Origin of the sequence: Vagococcus hydrophili (assembly GCF_011304195.1) — a bacterium.
Classification (GTDB): Bacteria; Bacillota; Bacilli; order Lactobacillales; family Vagococcaceae; genus Vagococcus; species Vagococcus hydrophili.
Map to the genome: position 1 here is coordinate 2,483,966 of NZ_CP049887.1, position 20,592 is coordinate 2,504,557.

General features: G+C 32.5%; 30 protein-coding genes. 12 read left to right on the forward strand and 18 right to left on the reverse strand.

Going from position 1 to position 20,592, the window contains the following annotated elements:
* Positions 1-42: 42 nt before the first annotated feature.
* Entirely contained in the window at positions 43-1,641 is a 1,599-nt protein-coding gene (locus G7082_RS12170; RefSeq protein WP_166035316.1) for a cell division site-positioning protein MapZ family protein, read from the reverse strand.
* A gap of 186 nt (positions 1,642-1,827) precedes the next feature.
* On the opposite strand from G7082_RS12170, the gene G7082_RS12175 reads away from it, so the two are divergent.
* The 11 genes from G7082_RS12175 to G7082_RS12225 all read left to right on the forward strand — a co-directional run bounded on the left by G7082_RS12175 (position 1,828) and on the right by G7082_RS12225 (position 9,503).
* The gene (locus G7082_RS12175; RefSeq protein ID WP_166035317.1) at positions 1,828-2,460 is read left to right on the forward strand and encodes a hypothetical protein; all 633 of its coding nucleotides are present in this window, start codon (positions 1,828-1,830) and stop codon (positions 2,458-2,460) included.
* Positions 2,461-2,790: 330 nt separating this feature from the next.
* Positions 2,791-3,801 (forward strand): tryptophan ABC transporter substrate-binding protein, encoded by a 1,011-nt coding sequence (gene trpX / locus G7082_RS12180; RefSeq protein WP_166035318.1) that lies wholly within the window; start codon positions 2,791-2,793, stop codon positions 3,799-3,801.
* Positions 3,798-4,673 (forward strand): ABC transporter permease, encoded by an 876-nt coding sequence (locus tag G7082_RS12185; protein ID WP_166035319.1) that lies wholly within the window; start codon positions 3,798-3,800, stop codon positions 4,671-4,673. The genes trpX and G7082_RS12185 overlap by 4 nt, the downstream gene beginning before the upstream one ends.
* Positions 4,670-5,416, forward strand: coding sequence for an ABC transporter ATP-binding protein (locus G7082_RS12190; protein WP_166035320.1), 747 nt, complete (start codon positions 4,670-4,672; stop codon positions 5,414-5,416). The genes G7082_RS12185 and G7082_RS12190 overlap by 4 nt, the downstream gene beginning before the upstream one ends.
* Before the next feature lie 91 nt (positions 5,417-5,507).
* Positions 5,508-6,104 carry a VanZ family protein gene (locus G7082_RS12195; protein ID WP_166035321.1) on the forward strand — a complete coding sequence of 199 codons (597 nt, stop codon included), beginning with the start codon at positions 5,508-5,510 and terminating at the stop codon, positions 6,102-6,104.
* A gap of 9 nt (positions 6,105-6,113) precedes the next feature.
* Positions 6,114-6,647 carry a GNAT family N-acetyltransferase gene (locus G7082_RS12200; protein ID WP_166035322.1) on the forward strand — a complete coding sequence of 178 codons (534 nt, stop codon included), beginning with the start codon at positions 6,114-6,116 and terminating at the stop codon, positions 6,645-6,647.
* Between the two features lie 145 nt (positions 6,648-6,792).
* Positions 6,793-7,371 carry a CGNR zinc finger domain-containing protein gene (locus G7082_RS12205; protein WP_166035323.1) on the forward strand — a complete coding sequence of 193 codons (579 nt, stop codon included), beginning with the start codon at positions 6,793-6,795 and terminating at the stop codon, positions 7,369-7,371.
* Positions 7,372-7,435: 64 nt separating this feature from the next.
* Complete coding sequence (locus tag G7082_RS12210; protein WP_166035324.1) at positions 7,436-8,437, forward strand: alpha/beta hydrolase family protein; 1,002 nt, start codon at positions 7,436-7,438, stop codon at positions 8,435-8,437.
* A gap of 111 nt (positions 8,438-8,548) precedes the next feature.
* Positions 8,549-8,866, forward strand: a complete 318-nt coding sequence (locus G7082_RS12215; protein WP_166035325.1) for a PadR family transcriptional regulator — start codon at positions 8,549-8,551, stop codon at positions 8,864-8,866.
* 5 nt (positions 8,867-8,871) lie between these two features.
* Positions 8,872-9,021, forward strand: a complete 150-nt coding sequence (locus G7082_RS12220) for a DUF2812 domain-containing protein (protein WP_166035326.1) — start codon at positions 8,872-8,874, stop codon at positions 9,019-9,021.
* A gap of 8 nt (positions 9,022-9,029) precedes the next feature.
* Positions 9,030-9,503 (forward strand): DUF2812 domain-containing protein, encoded by a 474-nt coding sequence (locus G7082_RS12225; protein ID WP_166035327.1) that lies wholly within the window; start codon positions 9,030-9,032, stop codon positions 9,501-9,503.
* A 31-nt stretch (positions 9,504-9,534) separates the two neighbouring features.
* Here the strand turns inward: G7082_RS12225 and G7082_RS12230 are convergent, their stop codons facing one another.
* The 11 genes from G7082_RS12230 to G7082_RS12280 all read right to left on the reverse strand — a co-directional run bounded on the left by G7082_RS12230 (position 9,535) and on the right by G7082_RS12280 (position 15,994).
* Positions 9,535-9,822, reverse strand: coding sequence for a putative quinol monooxygenase (locus G7082_RS12230; RefSeq protein ID WP_166035328.1), 288 nt, complete (start codon positions 9,820-9,822; stop codon positions 9,535-9,537).
* A 93-nt stretch (positions 9,823-9,915) separates the two neighbouring features.
* Positions 9,916-10,662 carry a hypothetical protein gene (locus tag G7082_RS12235; RefSeq protein ID WP_166035329.1) on the reverse strand — a complete coding sequence of 249 codons (747 nt, stop codon included), beginning with the start codon at positions 10,660-10,662 and terminating at the stop codon, positions 9,916-9,918.
* A 215-nt stretch (positions 10,663-10,877) separates the two neighbouring features.
* Complete coding sequence (locus G7082_RS12240; protein ID WP_166035330.1) at positions 10,878-11,402, reverse strand: GNAT family N-acetyltransferase; 525 nt, start codon at positions 11,400-11,402, stop codon at positions 10,878-10,880.
* 14 nt (positions 11,403-11,416) lie between these two features.
* On the reverse strand, positions 11,417-11,902 hold the full coding sequence (locus G7082_RS12245) for a GNAT family N-acetyltransferase (RefSeq protein WP_166035331.1): 486 nt from the start codon (positions 11,900-11,902) through the stop codon (positions 11,417-11,419).
* A gap of 19 nt (positions 11,903-11,921) precedes the next feature.
* Positions 11,922-12,578, reverse strand: a complete 657-nt coding sequence (locus tag G7082_RS12250; RefSeq protein WP_166035332.1) for a carbon-nitrogen hydrolase family protein — start codon at positions 12,576-12,578, stop codon at positions 11,922-11,924.
* A 2-nt stretch (positions 12,579-12,580) separates the two neighbouring features.
* The gene (locus G7082_RS12255) at positions 12,581-13,045 is read right to left on the reverse strand and encodes an HIT family protein (protein ID WP_166035333.1); all 465 of its coding nucleotides are present in this window, start codon (positions 13,043-13,045) and stop codon (positions 12,581-12,583) included.
* Between the two features lie 27 nt (positions 13,046-13,072).
* Positions 13,073-13,708, reverse strand: a complete 636-nt coding sequence (locus tag G7082_RS12260) for an HAD family hydrolase (protein WP_166035334.1) — start codon at positions 13,706-13,708, stop codon at positions 13,073-13,075.
* Between the two features lie 99 nt (positions 13,709-13,807).
* Complete coding sequence (locus G7082_RS12265; RefSeq protein ID WP_166035335.1) at positions 13,808-14,335, reverse strand: DUF2785 domain-containing protein; 528 nt, start codon at positions 14,333-14,335, stop codon at positions 13,808-13,810.
* A 288-nt stretch (positions 14,336-14,623) separates the two neighbouring features.
* Positions 14,624-15,115 (reverse strand): hypothetical protein, encoded by a 492-nt coding sequence (locus G7082_RS12270; RefSeq protein WP_166035336.1) that lies wholly within the window; start codon positions 15,113-15,115, stop codon positions 14,624-14,626.
* A gap of 16 nt (positions 15,116-15,131) precedes the next feature.
* Complete coding sequence (locus tag G7082_RS12275) at positions 15,132-15,689, reverse strand: nucleotidyltransferase family protein (RefSeq protein WP_166035337.1); 558 nt, start codon at positions 15,687-15,689, stop codon at positions 15,132-15,134.
* The gene (locus G7082_RS12280) at positions 15,686-15,994 is read right to left on the reverse strand and encodes a MazG-like family protein (protein WP_166035338.1); all 309 of its coding nucleotides are present in this window, start codon (positions 15,992-15,994) and stop codon (positions 15,686-15,688) included. The genes G7082_RS12275 and G7082_RS12280 overlap by 4 nt, the downstream gene beginning before the upstream one ends.
* Before the next feature lie 156 nt (positions 15,995-16,150).
* Between G7082_RS12280 and xerS the strand changes: the two genes are divergently transcribed.
* On the forward strand, positions 16,151-17,239 hold the full coding sequence (gene xerS, locus G7082_RS12285) for a tyrosine recombinase XerS (protein WP_166035339.1): 1,089 nt from the start codon (positions 16,151-16,153) through the stop codon (positions 17,237-17,239).
* 27 nt (positions 17,240-17,266) lie between these two features.
* Here xerS and G7082_RS12290 read toward each other — a convergent pair whose 3' ends face one another.
* The 6 genes from G7082_RS12290 to G7082_RS12315 are packed head-to-tail and all read right to left on the reverse strand — an operon-like array spanning position 17,267 to position 20,502.
* Positions 17,267-17,863 (reverse strand): hypothetical protein, encoded by a 597-nt coding sequence (locus G7082_RS12290; RefSeq protein ID WP_166035340.1) that lies wholly within the window; start codon positions 17,861-17,863, stop codon positions 17,267-17,269.
* Positions 17,863-18,744: an aminoglycoside 6-adenylyltransferase gene (locus tag G7082_RS12295; RefSeq protein ID WP_166035341.1), complete on the reverse strand. Its 882-nt coding sequence runs from the start codon at positions 18,742-18,744 to the stop codon at positions 17,863-17,865. The genes G7082_RS12290 and G7082_RS12295 overlap by 1 nt, the downstream gene beginning before the upstream one ends.
* Positions 18,745-18,746: 2 nt before the next feature.
* The gene (locus G7082_RS12300) at positions 18,747-19,199 is read right to left on the reverse strand and encodes a GNAT family N-acetyltransferase (protein ID WP_166035342.1); all 453 of its coding nucleotides are present in this window, start codon (positions 19,197-19,199) and stop codon (positions 18,747-18,749) included.
* 18 nt (positions 19,200-19,217) lie between these two features.
* On the reverse strand, positions 19,218-19,544 hold the full coding sequence (locus G7082_RS12305) for an inorganic pyrophosphatase (protein WP_166035343.1): 327 nt from the start codon (positions 19,542-19,544) through the stop codon (positions 19,218-19,220).
* Complete coding sequence (locus G7082_RS12310; RefSeq protein WP_166035344.1) at positions 19,513-20,094, reverse strand: histidine phosphatase family protein; 582 nt, start codon at positions 20,092-20,094, stop codon at positions 19,513-19,515. Before G7082_RS12310 ends, G7082_RS12305 begins: the two co-directional genes overlap by 32 nt.
* A 9-nt stretch (positions 20,095-20,103) precedes the next feature.
* Positions 20,104-20,502 (reverse strand): hypothetical protein, encoded by a 399-nt coding sequence (locus G7082_RS12315; RefSeq protein ID WP_166035345.1) that lies wholly within the window; start codon positions 20,500-20,502, stop codon positions 20,104-20,106.
* Between the last annotated feature and the right edge of the window lie 90 nt (positions 20,503-20,592).

A 20,592-nucleotide genomic window follows, 5' to 3' on the forward strand; every position in this document is an offset into this window, starting at 1 on the left:
CATAAAGAGAGGATGACTGTTGAGTCATCCTCTTGAGTCCTTTTAATTTGGTCCATTCCCTTTAAACCAACCAGTTTTAGCGTTGATTGTGACAACATAAAGCGGAAATTCTTCCGGTTTACTTTTAGGGAATATTTTAGAGTTGGCTGTAGCGTATAAATTATAGAATCCTTCACCGTTTTCAATATAAACAGGTTCCAGATAATAGCCACCTTCACTAACATAACCTCGACTAATAACTTCAGAGATAACTTTTTCTTGAATACCAGGGTTCCAAGCCCATGCAGCATCGTTATAGTTAATGTCACCGTCTTTACGATTACCCCATTTATAGTTAGGGTCAGTAGGTTTAAAGTTACCGCTAGTATTGTTATTGTTGTTTTGAGTCCCTTGATTTTGTTGTTCTTGTTGAGCTAATCTAGCTTGTTCAGCAGCAGCGTTAGCTTCTTCTTGTTTTTTCTTCTCTTGATCATCTAAAAATGTTTTTACTTTATCAAGATTCTCTGTTAATTCTTTTTTCACATCAGGATCTTTAACATCTTTGATTGCTTTTTCAGCCGTTTCATATTGTTCTTTTGTGGCTTCTTTGACAACTTCTTTTTCTTTAAAGACAACGGATAGAGCATCATTAGCTTTTGTTAATAAACTTTTTTGATCTTCAGCTTCTGCGAATCCTTTATTGTATAAAATGTCAAAACCGTCTTTTTCATCAGCTATTTTATTCATCGGCATTTTATCAGCATCTTTAACATAAACTTTAGCATCTAATTGGTCTGAATCGATGATTGGTTTCTTGAAGACAGCGTTTAGGGCACTTTGTTTATTGAATTTTTCTTCAACGCTATCAAACTCTTTTTTAAAGTCAGCGTAGTCTTCTTTACCCTTAAGCTTATCTAGTGCTTTTTTTGCTTTATCAATATCATCTTGAGTCACATTTTTCTTTAAGAAAACATGCTCAGAAGAACTATAAAGAGAATTTAAGTTTAGCTCTGTAGTTGAAACTAATTCAGTGGTTGCTTTTTCATCAGCTTTCTTTTGTTGAGTCGTGTAGAATGTTAAGCCACCAACGATTAAAACAACAGCAGCGGACATACCGATAATTGCTTTTGTTTTCTTTTTATTGCCATCGGAAGATTGGGTTCTAGAATCATTTGAAGAAGATACAGATGACTCTACTAAAACAGATTCAACCTCGATAGATGTTTCTTCATCAAGCTGACTATCAGCATCCATTATGACGGGTTCATCGTGAGTAACATCAACAGGAATTTCTTCAGATACTGCTTTTTCTTCAATAATGCTAGTTAATTCAATGGTTTCTTCTGGCACTGATTCGATAATTTCTTCTTTTGTATCAATATCTTCTACCGAGGGAGTGTTTTCTTTCTCGATAGATTCATCTTCAGCTTCTTCGACAGACGTTTTTCCGCGGTGCTTAAATGTAGGTTCATTAAATGATTCTTCATTTTTATTTTTAGTTTCTTTGAACGTCTTAAACGTTTGGGTTTTTTCAGGATCAAAGGGTGCGTCATTTTCATTATTTTCATTCACTGGGACAAATAAATCACAGTTTGGGCAATAATCTTCACCACTTTTGAACTCATGACCACAATTCGGGCATTTTTTAATTTCTTTTGTCAAAATAGTGTCTCTCCTAATCTAAAAAATTAGTTTTTCAATTAAACTATTATATACCACTTTAGCATAAAAATATAGTCAAAACAAAATTTCAAGTTAGACGAATTGTTGTTTTTATCTGCTTAAGTATTCTCAATCCTTAATTTTTAAGTTATAATACTACTATTAACAAAATAAGGTGGTTATTCAATGAAGGCAAACACTAAGAATAGTGGAGGATTACAAGGCCAATTATTAACCGTGTTGAAAAAGAAAAAAACGATTGCGATAATAGTGGTAGTTGTAGCATCTTTAATTATAGGTAAAATTTTTGTTTCTATGTATAGAGAAACAATTAGAGAAAATCAAATTGAGTCAGTAGCAAAAGTAACATTTAAAAATAAACAATTTAAAAATGTTAAAGATTCAGACATTAAAACAATGTTAGCGAGTAAAGATCAGATTGTCCTCGCTGTGATTGATCCAACAGACAATAAAGGCTATACGGAACTTGAAAAAATGTTTAATCAAAACAAAGCTGTTGAAGGGTTACCAAATACTGTCTATGTTTATCAACCTATCTATGACAGTAAAAAAAGCTTAGGTGAGCTTAAAATTGATAAGAAGAATACTTTTTTATTGATTGAACAAGGAAAAGAAAAGAAACGATTTGCCTTTGACACATTGGAAAATGGGACGACTGAATTAGTTGATCAAGTAAATTTAATGATTAATCCTAAAATCCCACAGAAAAAACCAGTACGTGTTGAAAAAAAAGAAGAATTAGACTTTAGTTCTAATCCAAATGGAGGGACACACACCTCTGAAGTCCAATTTGAATAATTCTGTGTTGACTTTTGGGTTATTTATAGGTAAGATGTGTTTAATATTTTAACGAAAGAGGGATTGTCATGAAACAAACAACAAATAAATTTTCAGAAATTAAATTTAATAGTTTTTCATGGCAAACTTGGCGTAGATAGTTGTATTTAGGCTAATCTTTTGGCGTGGGTACAGCTTTTTAGAAATCATTCTAAAAATATGTATCTATGTTAGGTAAAGAGAAATTATACCGCATAGATTATGCGGTTTTTGTTTTGTCGTCAGACTAGATGAGCAATGACCAGATTAGTGGTTATTGCTCTTTTTTTGATTTTAAAGGAGGAAGAAAGAATGAAAAATAAAAAATTAATCGTCACATTATTCGCGTTATTTAGTTTTCTAGTTATCAGTTTTATAAAAGATAGTCAAAAAATGGAAGTGAAAAAAGATAAAGCAGATGTTCCAGTTGTTGGAGTGCTTCAGTTTGTTAGTCACCCTGCTTTAGACCAAATTTACGAAGGTTTAATTGATGAATTAAAAAATCAAGGCTTTGAAGATGGTAAGACAATGAAGCTTGTTTTTCAAAATGGACAAGCAGATCAAAGTAAATTGACTAGTATGAGCCAACATTTGATTAATGAAAAATCAGATGTTCTCGTGGGGATTGCTACACCAGCTGCTCAAGCTTTAGCCAATCAAACGGCAGAAACACCGATTGTTTTAGGGGCTATTAGTGACCCGAAAAGTGCCGGATTAGTCGCTGATAACAATAAACCAGGAGGCAATATCACGGGGGTGAGTGACCAATCACCTGTTAAAGCTCAGTTAGAATTAGTCAATACACTCCTACCAAATAAGAAAAAAATGGGAGTACTATATTCTTCAGCCGAAGATAATTCAGCGTACCAAGTAGATAAAATTTCAGAAATTGCGACTCAAGAAGGCTACGAAGTGAAAAAATATGCGGTACCTTCGACAAACGAAATCACACAGATGATGCAAGTGATGTCTAAAGAAGTAGATTTTATTTATTTACCAACAGACAATACCATGGCAAACGCGATGCAAACGATTGTAGATGTGGGTAATCAGTATAAAATACCAATCATTCCTTCTGTTGATACGATGGTCGAACAAGGTGGTCTTGCCACAGTCGGTATCAATCAACATGAGTTAGGAGTTCAAACAGGTAAAATGGTTGCTGACATTCTAAAAGGGAAAACAGAGCCTAAAGACACACCAATTTACACATTTGATTCAGGTGACACGATTGTTAATAAAAAACAAGCCAAATTATTAAATATTGACATTCCAGAAAGCATTCTGGATAAAGCGATAATTAAAGGGGGAGACGACAAATGATTGTATCAACGATAGCACAAGGTTTTTTATGGGCAGTACTAGGTTTAGGTATTTACCTTACTTTTAGAATATTGAATTTTCCAGATTTAACAACGGAAGGTAGTTTTCCATTAGGGGGAGCAGTTTGTGTGACAGCCATAACACATGGTATTTCACCGATTTTAGCGACATTTTTAGGCGTTCTAGCAGGCGTTTTAGCCGGATTAGCAACCGGACTGTTATTTACAAAAGGAAAAATCCCTATTATATTATCAGGTATTTTAGTCATGAGTGGTTTAAACTCGGTCATTTTGTTTGTTATGAAATCACCAAATCTTTCACTACTGAATCAACGAAAGATATTTGATAGTTTAAACTTTTTAAATCTACCACCTAATTTTGACAAGATTATCATTTCTTTGATCGTTCTAGTTATTGTAATTGGCAGTATGATCTTTTTCTTAACCACTAATTTAGGTCAAGCATATGTTGCAACAGGGGACAATGAAGCCATGGCAAAATCTTTTGGGATTCACACAGATTGCATGAAAATTTTAGGTTTAATGGTTTCAAATGGAATTATCGCTTTATCAGGTGCCTTAATCGCTCAAAGTGAAGGGTATGCAGATGTGAATAAAGGTGTCGGAATTATAGTTATTGGCTTGGCTTCTATTATCTTAGGAGAATTATTATTTGGTAATTTAACATTACCTGAGCGTTTAATCGCTATTGTGATTGGTAGTGTGCTCTATCAGCTATTAATTTTAATCGTAATTAAACTAAAATTTGACACCACTTACTTGAAACTTTATTCATCGGTTATTTTAGCCGTTTGCTTAATGATTCCTCAGTTTAAAGAAAAAATATTACCGAAAAAGGAGATAATCAAATGAGCTCACCAATTTTAACTATTAAAGATGGCGTAAAAATAACGGATTCAGGCATGAAAATAATGGATTATCTGAATTTAGAAATTAACCAAGGTGATTTTATTACGATTTTAGGGGGAAACGGTGCTGGAAAATCAACCTTGTTTAATTCGATTAGTGGTAATCTACACTTAACTTCTGGTGAAATAAAAATAAATGATACGCTAATCACTCATATGTCAGAGGAAAAAAGAGCGAAGTATATCGGACGCGTTTTTCAAGACCCTAAAATGGGAACTGCCCCTCGAATGACTGTTTCTGAAAATCTTCTTATTGCGAGTTTAAGAGGTCAGAAACGTGGATTTTCATTAAGAAAGTTAGGAAATAAAAAAGAGTTGTTCTATGAATTATGCCAAACAATAGGAAATGGCTTAGAAAATCACCTAGATACACCTGCTGGAAATCTTTCAGGGGGACAGAGGCAAGCTTTGAGCTTAATCATGTCAACCTTACAAAAGCCAACATTACTTTTATTAGACGAGCATACAGCCGCTCTAGATCCTAAAACGGCTAAACAACTGATGACGTTAACTAGCCAAATTATTGAAGATAACGATCTGACTTGTTTAATGATAACTCACCGCATGGAAGATGCGCTTAGGTATGGGAATCGTCTTATCGTGTTAGAGCAAGGTAAGATTATTAAAGACTTTTCTAAAGCGGAAAAAGAAAAATTAACAATGCCAAATGTCTTATCTTTCTTTTAGTATATTTTTAATATGTCAACCAAAATTCATTCTAAGGTCCAATAACATAGAAACCTTCCTTTGGCTATAATAGAGCGAAGGAGGGTTTTTTATGTTAAGTCTAGCCTTAGCTTTTATCATTTTAACAATATACAACTATAAACAACAAAAAACACTATTCAAAATCATGCATTATAAGGAAATTAATCATTATGTGATTGGGTATGGCATGATGCTTTACCTGATGATTATGCTGAAAGAAATTATCGGTTTTCCTAGTCTATCCAATTGGCAACGAGTTTTAAACGTTCAGGGGAATATTTTTGATCCAAATATCAATATAATTCCTTTTGGTACAGGGATGCTTCATTCGGATTACTTGAATATTTTAATGTTTATACCTTTAGGATTTATTCTGCCACTAATGTGGAGCAAATATCGCTCATTTAAAGAAACATTAAAATATGCTTTTTTTCTATCTCTATTTATTGAACTAAGCCAACTATTTACAAGGTTTAGAGCAACAGACATTAATGATTTAATTACGAATACATTGGGAGCTGTGATTGGTTGGTTAATTTATCTAGCTCTATCTAAATTAATCTTGAAGAAAGTAACTCCGATACCTCTATTTCAATCAAGTAAGTTTTTTTCTTTTGAACCTAAAATGTATGTTTTAATAGCTGCTGTATGTAGCTTTTTAAGTTAGGAGCCAAACATGACAATCAAGTTAGTTAGTATAGATCAGGTAACAGACCAACAAATTTTAATGTTTAAAGAACCTTTTCTCAAAGAAAAAGAATTAATCCATGGCTCATCGGGTCTAACTACAGCCAAAGATATAACTAAATGGCGTCGCCAAGTAATTAAAGATAAAGAGAATCCACCTACAAATCATGTTAAGGTGACTCAATTTGTCGTATTAAACGAGACGAATGATTTAATTGGCATGGCAAGTTTTAATCACACGCTTTCTGCGTATCTTCAAATAGATGGTGGACATATTGCGTATTCAATCGGAATGAAATATCGGAGTAGGGGATATGCTAAACAAGTATTGATACAGGTACTAACCTATGTAAGAAAAGAAGGTTTAGCTAATAAAGTCCTGTTAACCTGTAATCAAAGAAATACTGCATCAAGATCAGTGATTATATCTTGTGGTGGACAACTAACAAAAGAAGTACAAATCAACCAACAATGCATTGAACATTATTGGATAGAGATAAAGAACAATTCTAATTTTAGTTAGAGTTGTTCTTTTTTATTGAAGATTAATAACTAACTCTTAAATAGCTATTAACAGGTTAATTTTTGTAATAATTAACCTGTTAAATTGTTAATTATAGGTTAATTATTAGTTTTTTGTGGTATTATAGTAAAAAGAGGTGAAAATTATGACAGAAATTTTTCCGAATATTACTAACAATATGGCTCTAAATTTTTTAAATACTCGTCTGTTTAGAAATGGAAAAATGGTTGAGATTATCCAATCTGTTGAGTGTTTAAAAGCATGGTCTGAGGTACCTATGGATGATAACGAATCATATAATACTCAACTTTCTATTTTTAATACATTCGTAGAAAATATGGATGAGCTCAAACCAATTATTAGTTTTAGATCGGAGCTCTATCACCTACTTACTAGTTACTTAAGGAATGAACTAACTGAAAGTGATTTAAAGAATAGGATTGAAGAGGCAACCCTTAACAATCCCTTTTCATTGATTTTTGTAGATAAAAAGGTGATTTACGTTCCTGCCGTTAGTGGAATAGAAGGTATCCAATCATTAATTTATTTATCTCTTTCTGAACTTATCGAATCAGGAGATATCAATAAACTGAGTCACTGTGCCAATGAAGGGTGCCCACTCTTATTTATTAATAAGAATGGTAGAAGAAAATGGTGTTCTATGAAAATATGTGGAAATCGGGCTAAAGTAGAACGATTTGAAAGTAAAAAAACGAATAGTTAGCTATTGACTGTGTGGTAACAACACCATTTATACTAATCTTCATAAAGGAAAGGTGATTAGTTAAATGAAAAAAATAATGATTAAATTATTGATTGCTCTTATCTCTTTAGGAGTAGTGTTAACCGGGATTTTATTGATAGGAAATAACTATCAGTTTAAAGAAGAGAAAGTAACCATAAAGACAGAAAAAAATAGTTTATCTTCAGTTATTGTGACGCCAAAAGAAGGAAATATAAAGGGAACTATCTTTTTTGTCCATGGTGATGGCGCTCAAAACGCGACTCAAGATGGTGGTTATTACCCGATAATGGAACGGTTTGCTAAACAAGGATACGCTTCTGTTTCTTGGAATAAACAAGGTGTAGGCAAATCGAGTGGCAATTGGTTAGATCAATCGATGGATGATCGTGCTAATGAAGTGAGTGAAGTTATTGACTGGGTAAAAATAAATCGTCCAGAAATTGCTAATAAAATTGGATTATGGGGAGCTAGTCAAGCGGGTTGGGTAATACCTAAAGTTGATAATAAACGGAATGACATTGATTTTTCTATTTTACTAGCCCCTGGCGTTAATTGGTTAAGCCAAAGTGAGTATTATACGGCTAATCAAGCCAAAGATGCTGGAAAAACAGAGAAAGAGGTTCAACAAGAAGTCAAAAAATTTCGAAAAGATAGTGATTTAATTGTTGAAAAGAAAAATTATAAAGAGTATCTCAAATCTGGTGGAACAAGTGAAATGACAGAGGATAGATATCAATTTGTTAAAAGAAGTATGTCACTTGATGCCACGAATGATTTGAAGAACATGAGAAGTCGAGTTCATCTAATTTTAGGTGGAAAAGATAAAAATGTTAACTCAAAAAATACTGAAATAGCATACCGAGAGAGTATCGATCCAGCTAATTTAACAGTTAAAACTATTAATGATGCAGAACATCGAATGGTAAATCCAGCAATTGTTGATTCAGAGTTTCTAATGACAACTACAGCTATTTTTGTTCCTAAATATTACTTAGTGAGTGAAGCATTTTTGGATTACTCAGAAGAACTTGTTAAAGGTGAATAGCACTCTTCTTTAAGACTCATACAATTTTTGTATGAGTCTTTTTTATACAGTTATGCTCTACATTTCAACTGTATAGTTGTACTATATAATTATAGACGAGGAGGCTAGTATATGAGTAGACCAAAATTACCTTTAACGGAAACGGTTTTTTACATATTAGTAGCTTTTAAAAAGCCAACATATGGTTACTTAGCTATTAAATCTATTGAAGATATGAGCGAAGGTAATGTAAGAATTGCTGCGGGCACAATGTATGGAGCCATTGATAATTTATTAAAACAAGAACTTATTGTGCAAGTTCCTTCAGAATATGACAGAAGAAAAATGTATCAAACGACTCAATTAGGGAATGAAATCTTGGAATTAGAGATTAAAAGAATGTCTCATTGTATATCTGTTTGGAATAAATTTTTAGTAGAGGAGTGCTGACTGATATGAAAAAGAGTAAAAGTAAATGTAGATATTTTTCAACAATAGATAAAGAAGAAACATGGCTAAATAAAATGATCTTAAATGGATGGAGTCTTATTGAGGCACCGGGTTTTGGTCAATATAAATTTATTCCAAATGATGCGCTGATTTAGTTATTCGTATGGATGTTAGAGAGTTTAAAAATAAATCTGAGCGAACGGAATATATTCAATTTGTTAGTGACTTTGGTTGGGAGTATATAGAATCAAGAGAACAAAGTCATAAATTATATTTTTTGGGTCAATTAAGTGAAAATAGTGAGTTGTTTTCTGATGATCAATCTAAATATGATCGAGAAGTAAGATCTAAGAAAAAACTTGATGTGACTAACCTACTAATTTTAATTTTTTATGTACTATTCTTCTTTAATGAAAAAGATAAATCTATCCTGTTTAATCTAAAAAACGCCTTTTTAACACCTCATTTATTTGAAAAGACAGGAGATGGTTTTATACAAGCTTTCTTGTTTGAATTACCTTTTGCAATTTTACGGATTATAATTGCTTTTGGTCCTTTTATTTTATTAATGTACTTAATCTATCAATCATATTTAGTTCGACAATCTATTAAAAAATATGAAAAAAGAATTATATAAAAATATACACGAATGGAGATAGTTCTTTTAATTAATAAATTATCTCCATTCGTGTATATTTCGCTTTTTCACTAATATGCTGATCAATTAAAGGAACTAAGCGCTTAAAATGTTCAGTCTTAGTGTGAAATGTAAGGGCATCTTCATTTACCCAGCGCTCTAAGAAAATAAAATGCCCTTCATTTTTCAAATCCTTGGTTAATTCATAAGAAATACAACCGGGTTCTTGACGAGTTTTCTCAACTAATTCTTCATAGTAGGGAAGAACTGTTGAAATTTTTTCAACTTTAATAAAGTCTTCAGCAATCAGTAGTAACATTCTTATCTCCACCTTTATCATTTTTTTATTCAGAATAGTAGAAGAAGAGCAAGCTAAGAGAATTCTCAACTTGCTCTTCTAATTTTTAACATTTTACCATTCTTTACCAAAGCTATTTTTATAATCTGCTTTAGAAGTTTCACTTAATTCAATGCCACATTCTTTATAAATAGATTCCCAATCAGGTAATCGTGTATCCTTAAAGCCTTTTTCTGTAAGAACATAGCTTTCTGGTTTTAAAACCCAAACAATTGCTTGTTTCTCAACTAGATCCTTAACGGCTTCAAAAATAGTAGCATTATCGGCAGCATCTTCACTTAATGTTTTGATTAAATCAGTTACATCCGTAGTGAACATTTTACCAGTATACGCATGTTCCCAATGAATCATCACGTTTGAATTAACTGTTTTATCATCTTTACTTAAAGCTTTATTTAACTTAGCGACATCTTGATCGTTTAAGTTTTCAGCAACAGAAAGGAAGGCAGGGTCCTCGATTTTTTCTACGATTTCATCCATACCAAATTTTAGACTGTAGTTATAGTTTCTTAAGTCTGCTACACCTAAATTTTTAGCAAAGTCAGCAGCGCCTTTAGATACAAAAAGATTAAAGGGAAGAGTATTTCTCCATGAAGCTGTCATCACAGTGATAGTTTCAGTAATCAACATTGATTTCACATCAATGATTTCTTGATTTGTTTCATTTTTGATATCAGTCGTTAATTGTACGGCTGTTTTTACTAAATCAGCAAAGTATGAAGTTCTGCCAGCAATTAAAATATCTTTATTGTTTCTAATTGTTTCTAAAGTGATTTCTTTATTTTGGATAATGTTGTTCAAATGGTTCAGCTCCTAAATATAATTTTAACTAGGTTAGTATATCATTAAATGAGTCCGATGAGTTTATAATTATTGAAACTCTCATAAATAATCATAAAAGTAAGCTTCAAGTTAGAAGGGAATGCAAGTATTTAATATTTTTATCTTTGGTTTACATAATATATATTAAACCAAGTTGGATTTAGAAGTCGAAATGTAGGTGTTTCTGATTATTTTTAAGCATTCAATATAAATTCTTTATCTGTTTGCGTCTGTGACGTTTCATTTTCTGTAAAGTTTAACTTTTTAAGCAGCTGGATACTTGGTTGGTTATCTTTATTTACGTGAGCAACAATTTTCGTTATAGATAAGTTCAACCATAATAAGTTAATTAATTTTTTTAAGGTTTTATAAGTAATTCCTTGACGCCAAAATTGACGATTCATTGTGTAACCAATTTTACAAAAAGTACCATTTTCAGCTAAAGAAACACTGATGATTCCAATAATTTTATTAGTTTCATTAAGTTGTATACCGTATTTACCTAATGGGCTGCTTAAATGCCACTTAACAAGCATTATCAAGCTTTCATCAATCGTTTTATGAGCTGGATAGTTGTATTTAAGAGCTTCTTTATCTGATGTTATGTCGTGATAATCGAGTAGATCTTCTAAGGTTAGCGGTCTTAGAGTGTACTTTTTTAGATTAATGACGTTTAATTTTGCTAGTTGGATTTGATTTAGGTCGTATAGATTAGCCATAAGTATCCTTCTTTCTAAAAAGTTCGTTCTAATTCAATTTCTACGGTACTGGTTGGTGAGTTTTCATCGGAAGCTTCTACATAAACTATTTTGTTGAAACCGATTTCAGTCCAAAATTTTAATCCAAGATAATTAGAACCAGAAACGAGTAATTGACAGGTATTTATTCCTTTTTGACGGTATAAATTGTCTAATAATTCGATAGTTGATCGCCCAATATTTTGTCTTTTTAAACTATCTTTTACATAGAAATGAAGAACATAATAAAATTCAGTACTTTCTTCAAGTATCCATGTATAACCAGCTATTTCATTGTTAAAAAAGATAGTAAAACAAGTGATATTTACGCTGGCAGGTAGATTTCCAATTTGTTCTCTGATATCTTCTAATGGTTTTAAAGGTTCTCGACCTTCAACTTTAAGGAAATACGGAATAGATTCTTCAAAAATTTGATTTAAACTTTCTTGATGATTATCTGTGCTTTTGGTTATTTTTATCATAAGTGGATTCTCCTTCACTCTAAAAACTATGGATTAATCTAACTGAATTATTGTCAGTAATCTCTATAATTTGAGTCTTTAATTGATTTTTAAGAACATAAACAGGGACACCGTTACTATCAATACAGTAAGAAATTGGGATAGACACTCCACAATTTTTATAAGAGCCATCAGAATGACTTGCTCCAATGACAATAGTATTGAATTTCTTTGCTATTTTAATCGCTTCGTTAAGCCAAAGGTCAAACTGCTCTTCACTGAACATCCCGACTCCTATTGGTTGTAGTATAAAATCGTAATGAATAAGTGGTAAATCACGCATACCTTTAAGAATCTCCATACATAAGAGAAATCCAACGTTTTTTTGATGGTCAGAATCAATGAAAAATAGAGGATTTAAAAGTTTTTCCTCATCACGTGAAGCTGTTTTTTTCCTGTTGTAAAGAATATTTCCGAAATCGTCAATAACTATTGCTACATCACCATTCTGACGTAGAGAGCTAATGATATAAGTATGATATTTTTTAGCAAGCAGCTTAGCTTTATTCAAGCTATCAATGTCGTTTAGGTAACCTTCAGGAAACAACATATAGTCAACGTCAGGACAGTCAATTAGTAGTTTCTCAAGTGTTTCTAAATTATTTTCATGTTTTGCTTGGCAGATTAGTAATTTCAATATTAATCACTCAATTCATCATAATTTTGTTCCAAATATGCAAGAATATTTTTTCTTATTTCATCATGTTTACTAGGTTGATAAGCTGTTTCTGGATTGCTCCAATTAGAGGAATCATAAAGCCAAACAGGCATTTTGCGACGTTGTTCATCTTCCCATTGATAACGCGGAAAGATGTGAGCATGGAGGTAATTATCTGTATTTCCTAGAATGTCATAGTTGATTCGTAAAGGTTTTAGAACCTCAATTAATGCGTCACCAATAATCGACATATCAAGAAGAAAAAGAGAACGTTCCTGTAAAGATAAGTCATTTAGAGAATGTATTTCTTTTTTCGGAAGTAACACGCAGTAACCTGGTAAAAATTGCACATCACCAAATACTAAAAAACCACCTTTTAACTCTTTAATAAGCATGGGATTTGTTCCGTTTTGAGCTGATTTAATTCGATTTTCATACCATTTCATTTAATAACCTCTTTCTATTAATTTAAATTAAAGAATATCTAACAATTCGCTAAAATCACTAATAATAAAATCAGAAGGATATAATAAACTTTCTGATTGAAACTTTGCCATACCTTGTTTAATTCTAATAGTTTTCATTCCCAATTGTTTAGCAGGAATCATATCATTATCAACACGATCCCCAATGTAGACAGCAGATGAAGCTTTTACATTAGCTTTCTCTAGCGCAATCTTAAAAATTTCTGGATCAGGTTTCTTTATATTTACATCTGATGAAGAAACAATCAGTGAGAAGTAATCTAGAATTTCAAAAGAAGTTAATCTTTCTTTCAATCCTACCCCCTGATTAGCAATGACTCCTAATTTATATTTTCGAGATAACAGATGTAAGGTTTCTCTTACATCTGGATAAAGGCTTTCATTTACATGCTGCCATTTTGGACGTTGGTCTCCAGAGTTGAACGCCTCCCAAGTAGCGTATAATGGGCGTTTTTCGTTTTGTTTGTAGTTATTTTCAATCATTTTTAAGTATGTGCTTGGTGATACTTCGATGTTTTTTGTAGCTAATTGATGCCTACATCGAGTAGCATAGTTAAGATAACTCTTTTTCTCATCAACTAGTGTTTCCCCAACATCGAAACAAATCCATGAAATTTCTTTCAAAAAACCCCTCCTTCAATCATTTTTTATTTCTTTTCTACCTTTCTTGAAAGTAATCTCTTTCCGTAAAGGTAGACATAATATTTTTACATGAAACTTGTTTTAGTAATTTTTCAAATCAGTTAGTAATTCAATTTTTAAATTTTCTGACAATTGACCTTCTGTTTCCAGTTTAAAATAAATAGCTGCTAAAAAATTATTAAAGTTACTTTGGATTTGATAATCCACTACTTCTGTTAAAGGTAGTTTGATATTCCCTAACCACTCAGCAAGTTCTTCGTCCCCTAACATTTTATTTTCTAACAACTCAAGGATCACCACTGCTAGTCTTCTATCCTCTTGATGTGTTAGAGGTTCTTGAAGGTGTTTAAAAACAGACTCAATCGTTTTTAAAACCTCACCTACTCTTTCCTTGCCGAAATCACTATGACAACATGAAGCTGCTAAAAAATCAGCCCCATGCGCAGTGATATGAATCCAACCATATTTTGTCGAGTAACCGGTTTGATTTCTTTCGCGTCTTAAATAAAGGCTAGCTTGATTAAAAAAGTATTCTTTCTCTTCTGTTGTAAGTTGTTGACAGTATTTACTCTCAATCTCATCATCTACAGCAATTACACAAGCATTCATAAGTGCTGTGAAACTCCTTTGAAGCGTGCTAGGTATTCCTTGTGGCGTTTGACTATTAATCATATCGCCGTTAATACTTGAGGAAACTAGTTGATGATATTGATCTAGAGTAAATTTCCCCTGAATTAATGAAAGTGAAATAGCATTATAAACAAGTTCATCTCTAACTCCTGGATCAACATCCCCAATATGATCTATTAACCATGTAACTTCTTCGTCTGTCCAAGTTCCTTTTCTAGTTGTTCTAATTTACTGCTTACGATATTTTCCAAAGTATCACCTCTAATCTTAGAATTTGATTTTTTTCTTAATTAAAAAGAGTGCTGTTGCTCCTAGAGTTAATAAAGAGATAATCATGAAACTGATAATCAACCATTCAGGAGCTTTAAAGACAATCGCAGTATAGATAATAATGGTAAATGGGATGATTTGTTTTAGAAAAAGATTCGTCACATTACTGTTGTTCTTTTCCTTCTTATTCCAAGAAATCTCGACGATTAATTCAATGGCAATTAATCCAATTATAAAGAAAGCTGCAAGTATGGGTAAGGAAATAGAAATTTTTAATAGATAGATAAAAGCACTTAGAACTAAGTTAAACACTCCAAAGAATAATAAGCATTTTCCTCGTAGTTTATTAGTAAAAGGTAAATATTCCTCCTTGTTCTTTCTAAAAAAATAAGAAGTATCGTTCCAAAAGGTATTTGGTGTAAATCGGGACAAGCTACCAAATAAACTTACAATAGAAATCGCTATAAAAAACCAGACTGTTTCATTCATTTAAATCATCTTCTTTCTAATTATTTTTTATGACTAATTGTGGCCATTTTTCCTGCCAATTCTTCTTTGTGACTCGATTTTGATAGGCAATCATTCGCTCAGAGTCTTCTTCAAAATAAGGTGTTGGTTGTACTATAAATGAAGCGATATCGTCAATTCCATAAGGCGCAATGAGTTCTATATTGCCTTCTTTAAGTCTTACGCCGATTGCTGTACAACGCTCAGGAAATTTTGATAAGGCATCCAGACTACTTTTATAAGTATCTGTGTTTGGGTTATGAGAATGCATATACACTTGGTTTTTAAGTTCCCATTGATAGTTCGGGTAGTTATTTTTAAGTTCTTGTTCTATTTTAAGGGTTTCTTCATAAGTAATAGTGGGATCAAAAAATATGACATCAACATCTGTTGTTAGTTGATACTCTTTGGTTTCAGATAAATAGTCCCAAAAGTAATTCCTAATGGTTCCAGCGCATAACCAACAATCCTTTAACTCAAGTTTTTCGATGATTTTTAAAAGGTCCATCAGTTTAGGTTCATCTCTAATAATTTGTTTAAATTCGTCTAAAGTCATCGTTCTGTCTTTTCCTCTTCTGCATAGTTATTAGAATTAATATAGTATTTTCTCTTTTTATTAGTTTCCATCTTCTTTTGAATTTCTTTGTCTAAATCAATGTTGAGAATCTCTGATAAACCTAATAAGTAGATAGCGACATCCGCTAATTCTTCACCTAGAGTGTCACTATCTTTTTTATAAGCATCAAAAGCCTCCGCTACTTCACCGTAAAGGAACAAAAATTCTTTCTCGATATTAGTAGTATTGAAACCTTGTTGCTTTTTATTGTTCAAAATATCTGTTTGATAAGACTTTATACTCATAATTTTGTCCCCCTCAACTATAATAATTAACTTTTCAGGTGCTACATGTTAATTATATCACTATCTGGTTTATTTTTGAATTTTGACAAAAGAGACAATCTATAATAATATTCATCATAGGGAACGTATGTTTTTACGTGAAAGGAAACTAGTAAAATGAGTCGAGAAAAAATAAATAAACTAATTGAAATCGAAAATCAAAACCTACCTTGGTTTGTTAAAGAATATTTGCACTCTAAGAGTATTGTCCCCTACTCTGCTGTGACTTTATATGAGTATGCTAAAGAGTTTCGTCGCTTTTTTGAATGGCTAATCTCAGAAGAAATCATCTCTGCTCCAAGGACTCTTCAAATTGAGTTAGAGGATTTAGAAGAATTAAGAAAAGAAGATGTGGAATTGTATAAGTCTCATTTAATGCATTCACCAAAAGTTGGGACAGTTAAAGATAGTCGTTCTCGCTCTTTTGTGACGGTTCAACGATCAATCACCGCCCTTCGTTCATTGTTTAAATATTTAAATACGCAAACGGAGACAAAAAACAATCAAGTCTACCTCTCTCAAAACGTGTTTTTAAAGATAGAAAATGTTAAGACGACTAAGACGCTCCAGGAACGCTCACGGAGTATTGAAAAGAAGCTCCTTCTTGATGATGAAGCGATTCTCTTTTTATATTATATTGATCAGGATTATGAAAACACCTTAACGAGCCATCAAGCAAAAGCGGCTTTTAAGCGAAATAAGATTAGAGATTTAGGGATTATTGCGTTGTTTTTAGGAACTGGAATTAGATTATCTGAGTTGGTGAATATGCAAGTCTCCGATTTAGATACCCTAAATTTAGAGGCCACTGTTATTAGAAAAGGTGGATTTAAAGATATTGCTTTAATATCCTCTTTGTTTATTGACTACATCGTTCAATACGAAGAAGCTCGTCAGCGACTTTACGCACCAGATTTTCAAGAGAAAGCTCTATTTTTAACGACCTATAAAGGAGCGGCTAAAAGAATTGAACCTTCGACTGTTGAAAAAATGGTGGCTAAATATTCTAGTTCATTTAAAACGCGAATTACTCCCCATAAATTGAGACACACGGTTGGCACTCAACTCTATAAGAAAACCAATAGCTTATTGACTGTCTCTCATCAGTTAGGACAAACGGGAACAAGTGCCACAGCGATTTACACTCATATAGTGGATTCGGAACAAAGAGATGCGATGAATGATTTGTGGAATGATAACGAATAAAACCAGAGAAAACCGATATTTTTCGGTCTACTCTGGTTTTTTGGTGATAAAAGAAGTTAAAAAAAGAGAAATAATCCCTAGAATAGGTAAAACAATCGGAATTAGTAAATTAAGTTGGTAACTTAAGATGGTTTCTTCAAAGAGACCTGATTGAGCGGTATGTAGAATCGCATAATTAAAGGCAGAGAAACCAATTATCGAACCCATACTTAAAATGAAAATGCTAAAAATCAGTAGTTGAAAAGCGACAAACAATTGAATCATACGTGGTGTTTGCCCTAAGAGTAACATGGTGTGATGCTCTTCTTTTTGGGTTAGACTAAATAATTTTATATTCTTCTTCATATTAAGTAGAGACATAATAAATAAGATACCAGTAATGATCATAGAGCTATAAGTAAAAATCGCAATTGGTAGTAGATATGGCGTATTAAATTGAGCTTCCTCTATATTATGTTCCACTTCCCAAAGCATCCCTTGTCTAATGAAATAGAAAAAGAGGGCTAAATGTAGCATAAAAAAGGTAAATCCACTTAAAAATAGATTACCGATTGTTGTTAGGATAATGCCTTTAGTGCGAATGACTTCTTTTATCGCGTCTTGAAACGCATAGTAAACAACCATTAACTCACCTCTTTTTTGAATGTTTCAGCAAGTATCGATTCTCCTTTACTCTTTAGGTAAATATAGGGAATCTTTTTGTATTCTCCGTATTTCTCTTGATCGAGATTAAAATCTACAACTAACATATCACCGTATCTTTCTTCTAAATCAATCATCTCTCTTAAGGCTGTCAGTATTTTATAAGAATCTCCTGTTACAAAAGAATTGCTTAATTGAGCTCTCGTTTCTTTATCCAAGTAATTTAAACTATGAGTGTATTCTTTTCCGTAGTTTTTATCCCAACCCTCTTTAGCTGCGATGGTCCAGGTAATAGCTTGAATAACTTCCTCACGTGCCAATCTTAAATAAAACTCAGCAAGCAACACTTGATTTCTTAAGGTCGCTTTTAGGATGTTTGGTACCATCCACCAAAACTCAGTGATTGAGTTCTCGACTTGCAACTGACTTGGTTTAGTTAAGTAGTAGTCTGATTCAGTGAGGATAGGTAAATCTTTAACTAAATTATCCTTGTCTTCGATAATCAACGTTAAGGAATCCTCAGCTAAATAATCTGTCAACGTCTCCAGTAATCTAATCTGTAAGTCGATTCTAAGACCATCCACGTACTGAACCAAATAAACATACCCTTTTCCTTTTAATAGCTCGTTAGGACAAACTGGATCGTTCTCAGGCTCTGTCATAATTAAGACTTCACCGAATTTATTTAAAAAGCTGGCATTTTTTATGTATTTTTCTAAATCCGTTGTAAAAAAGACCACGTCATAATCTTTGAATTTATCTTCTGGAATATTCGGATTGACTTTTGAACCATTCATTCCGAAGACTCTTAAATCTTCTTGTTCATGGAAAAATTGTTTTAATTGTTGCATAGTATCTGTCATACTTACTTGCCACCTTCTTTTTTCATGTAGTAATTGATAAAGGTTTCCCCGCGAAGGATTAACTGATTTTCTTTGATAACATCATAGCCAAACACTTCAAAGAAAGGTTGTGCTGTTTTTGAGGCATAAGTAGTGAACGTCTTTCCTTGATGGTTCTTTTCTAAAAAAGAAAGTAGCAACTGCGCGACGCCTCTTCTTTGATAATCAAAGTGAACATATAAATGATCTAAGTAACCCGTGTCATCCATATCAGCAAAACCGACAATTCGTTCCTCTAGAGTTACAATAACTGCTAGATGGTTTTCTAATCCTTTCGCCCATGTTTCTGGATTAAAGTCAGCCCACGCTTCTACTTGATTTTCAGTATAATCTTGTTTATTGACTGTCTTAATTGTTTGTTTAATTAGGGCGATAACTTCATCTCTGTTTTCTGCTTGGTATTTAGTAATCTTCAACTAATAACTCTCCTTCGCTTAATCTAACAATATTATCGTTGAATTAAAGTATTGCTCAATAAATTGAACTTTTAGATAAATCTCTTCTGTCGATAAAGTCACGCCCTCTTTAGCAACTACCCACTTATCTTCTACATCGTCATCTCTAATAATAACTGCAATGACTTCACCCTTAAAGTGTGTTACTCCCTGTGCAAGTTCATCAAAGATATAAGCATCTTGCCAATCCTTGTCACCAGCTAAGATACCTTCTACATAACCATAATTTAGTGGGTAAACATTATTAAATTTATCAACGTAGCCTTTAGGACGATCAATGGTGACTGTCACAGAAAAACGTTTCATGGCTTCCACTCCTTAACTCAATTTTAGTTAAACTGGCGGTAGGAATTTTGTATGCTGACTTCTTATTGGAATAAGACTTTTTATTAATATGATGGAGAATAATATTAATTACCCCACCGTGAGTTACCAAACAAATACTTTCATCTAAATTATTTGTTAAGGCTTCCCAAACGTTGATAATCCGGTGATAAAATAATTCAGGGCTTTCGCCTTCCGGATATTTCCCCGTCCAATCTAGAGTTCTAAAATAAAGATTAGGATATAACTTTTCAGCTGTTTCGTTAGGCATACCTGCTAAAAGACCATTGTTCATCTCTCTTAACCGAGAATCAATCGTAATAGAAATCCCTGGTTGATACTCTTTTAAAATAGCGGTTGTTTCTAACGTTCGAGGTAAATCACTGGTAAAGAGATGATCAATCTGTAGTTCTTTAAATTTCTGCCCTAATTGATGAACTTCATCTCTCCCTGATTGAGTTAAGGGAGATTTTGACCAACCCCCTCGAATTTGATCATCGTCTTGTCCGTGTCTAATTAAATAAACAGTCATTTGTTGCACCTACTTTTCAATCAGTATTTTTTGAACCGCTCTAGAATCATCCACAGATAATTCTAGATTATTTAAACGATACACATCTGTATTGGTTACTTTTTGAAGTTGATAGACAACAGGTTTTACATCAGCATCTTTAGTATCATAAGTAAAATAAAATTGATAATTTGTAGGTCCCTCTAAGGCAATATCTGGAACGGCTGTATCATCGAGTTTTTTTGTGATCTCTTGAATGATTTTAATCTCTTCTTTATCTGTGATGGTTTGATAAGGTTTAAAGCTTTCAGTATCAGTTTTTTCTACTTCGATGCCTGATAATTTAATACTAGGATTATTTTGAGAACAGCCAACTAAAAAAATGAAACCAAGTAGTAAAAAGCTAACTATCATTCGTTTATTTTTCATATAAAGCGCCTCCTTTATTGTTCTTTAATTATACCGTTAAATAGACGAAGACACAAAAAGAAATGAAGTTCCTAAAGATAAGAACGTCAT

What these genes read in the sequence shown, in the direction of transcription:
- G7082_RS12305 (WP_166035343.1), bottom strand. Translation starts at nt 19,544, where the DNA reads ATGAAACGTTTTTCTGTGACAGTCACCATTGATCGTCCTAAAGGCTAC.
- G7082_RS12205 (WP_166035323.1), top strand. Translation starts at nt 6,793, where the DNA reads ATGACAGAAATTTTTCCGAATATTACTAACAATATGGCTCTAAATTTT.
- G7082_RS12275 (WP_166035337.1), bottom strand. Translation starts at nt 15,689, where the DNA reads ATGACTTTAGACGAATTTAAACAAATTATTAGAGATGAACCTAAACTG.
- G7082_RS12315 (WP_166035345.1), bottom strand. Translation starts at nt 20,502, where the DNA reads ATGAAAAATAAACGAATGATAGTTAGCTTTTTACTACTTGGTTTCATT.
- G7082_RS12220 (WP_166035326.1), top strand. Translation starts at nt 8,872, where the DNA reads ATGAAAAAGAGTAAAAGTAAATGTAGATATTTTTCAACAATAGATAAA.
- G7082_RS12210 (WP_166035324.1), top strand. Translation starts at nt 7,436, where the DNA reads ATGAAAAAAATAATGATTAAATTATTGATTGCTCTTATCTCTTTAGGA.
- G7082_RS12215 (WP_166035325.1), top strand. Translation starts at nt 8,549, where the DNA reads ATGAGTAGACCAAAATTACCTTTAACGGAAACGGTTTTTTACATATTA.
- xerS (WP_166035339.1), top strand. Translation starts at nt 16,151, where the DNA reads ATGAGTCGAGAAAAAATAAATAAACTAATTGAAATCGAAAATCAAAAC.
- G7082_RS12175 (WP_166035317.1), top strand. Translation starts at nt 1,828, where the DNA reads ATGAAGGCAAACACTAAGAATAGTGGAGGATTACAAGGCCAATTATTA.
- G7082_RS12295 (WP_166035341.1), bottom strand. Translation starts at nt 18,744, where the DNA reads ATGACAGATACTATGCAACAATTAAAACAATTTTTCCATGAACAAGAA.
- G7082_RS12225 (WP_166035327.1), top strand. Translation starts at nt 9,030, where the DNA reads ATGGATGTTAGAGAGTTTAAAAATAAATCTGAGCGAACGGAATATATT.
- G7082_RS12290 (WP_166035340.1), bottom strand. Translation starts at nt 17,863, where the DNA reads ATGGTTGTTTACTATGCGTTTCAAGACGCGATAAAAGAAGTCATTCGC.
- trpX (WP_166035318.1), top strand. Translation starts at nt 2,791, where the DNA reads ATGAAAAATAAAAAATTAATCGTCACATTATTCGCGTTATTTAGTTTT.
- G7082_RS12245 (WP_166035331.1), bottom strand. Translation starts at nt 11,902, where the DNA reads ATGATAAAAATAACCAAAAGCACAGATAATCATCAAGAAAGTTTAAAT.
- G7082_RS12265 (WP_166035335.1), bottom strand. Translation starts at nt 14,335, where the DNA reads ATGAATGCTTGTGTAATTGCTGTAGATGATGAGATTGAGAGTAAATAC.
- G7082_RS12280 (WP_166035338.1), bottom strand. Translation starts at nt 15,994, where the DNA reads ATGAGTATAAAGTCTTATCAAACAGATATTTTGAACAATAAAAAGCAA.
- G7082_RS12270 (WP_166035336.1), bottom strand. Translation starts at nt 15,115, where the DNA reads ATGAATGAAACAGTCTGGTTTTTTATAGCGATTTCTATTGTAAGTTTA.
- G7082_RS12240 (WP_166035330.1), bottom strand. Translation starts at nt 11,402, where the DNA reads ATGGCTAATCTATACGACCTAAATCAAATCCAACTAGCAAAATTAAAC.
- G7082_RS12310 (WP_166035344.1), bottom strand. Translation starts at nt 20,094, where the DNA reads ATGACTGTTTATTTAATTAGACACGGACAAGACGATGATCAAATTCGA.
- G7082_RS12185 (WP_166035319.1), top strand. Translation starts at nt 3,798, where the DNA reads ATGATTGTATCAACGATAGCACAAGGTTTTTTATGGGCAGTACTAGGT.
- G7082_RS12255 (WP_166035333.1), bottom strand. Translation starts at nt 13,045, where the DNA reads ATGAAATGGTATGAAAATCGAATTAAATCAGCTCAAAACGGAACAAAT.
- G7082_RS12200 (WP_166035322.1), top strand. Translation starts at nt 6,114, where the DNA reads ATGACAATCAAGTTAGTTAGTATAGATCAGGTAACAGACCAACAAATT.
- G7082_RS12195 (WP_166035321.1), top strand. Translation starts at nt 5,508, where the DNA reads ATGTTAAGTCTAGCCTTAGCTTTTATCATTTTAACAATATACAACTAT.
- G7082_RS12230 (WP_166035328.1), bottom strand. Translation starts at nt 9,822, where the DNA reads ATGTTACTACTGATTGCTGAAGACTTTATTAAAGTTGAAAAAATTTCA.
- G7082_RS12190 (WP_166035320.1), top strand. Translation starts at nt 4,670, where the DNA reads ATGAGCTCACCAATTTTAACTATTAAAGATGGCGTAAAAATAACGGAT.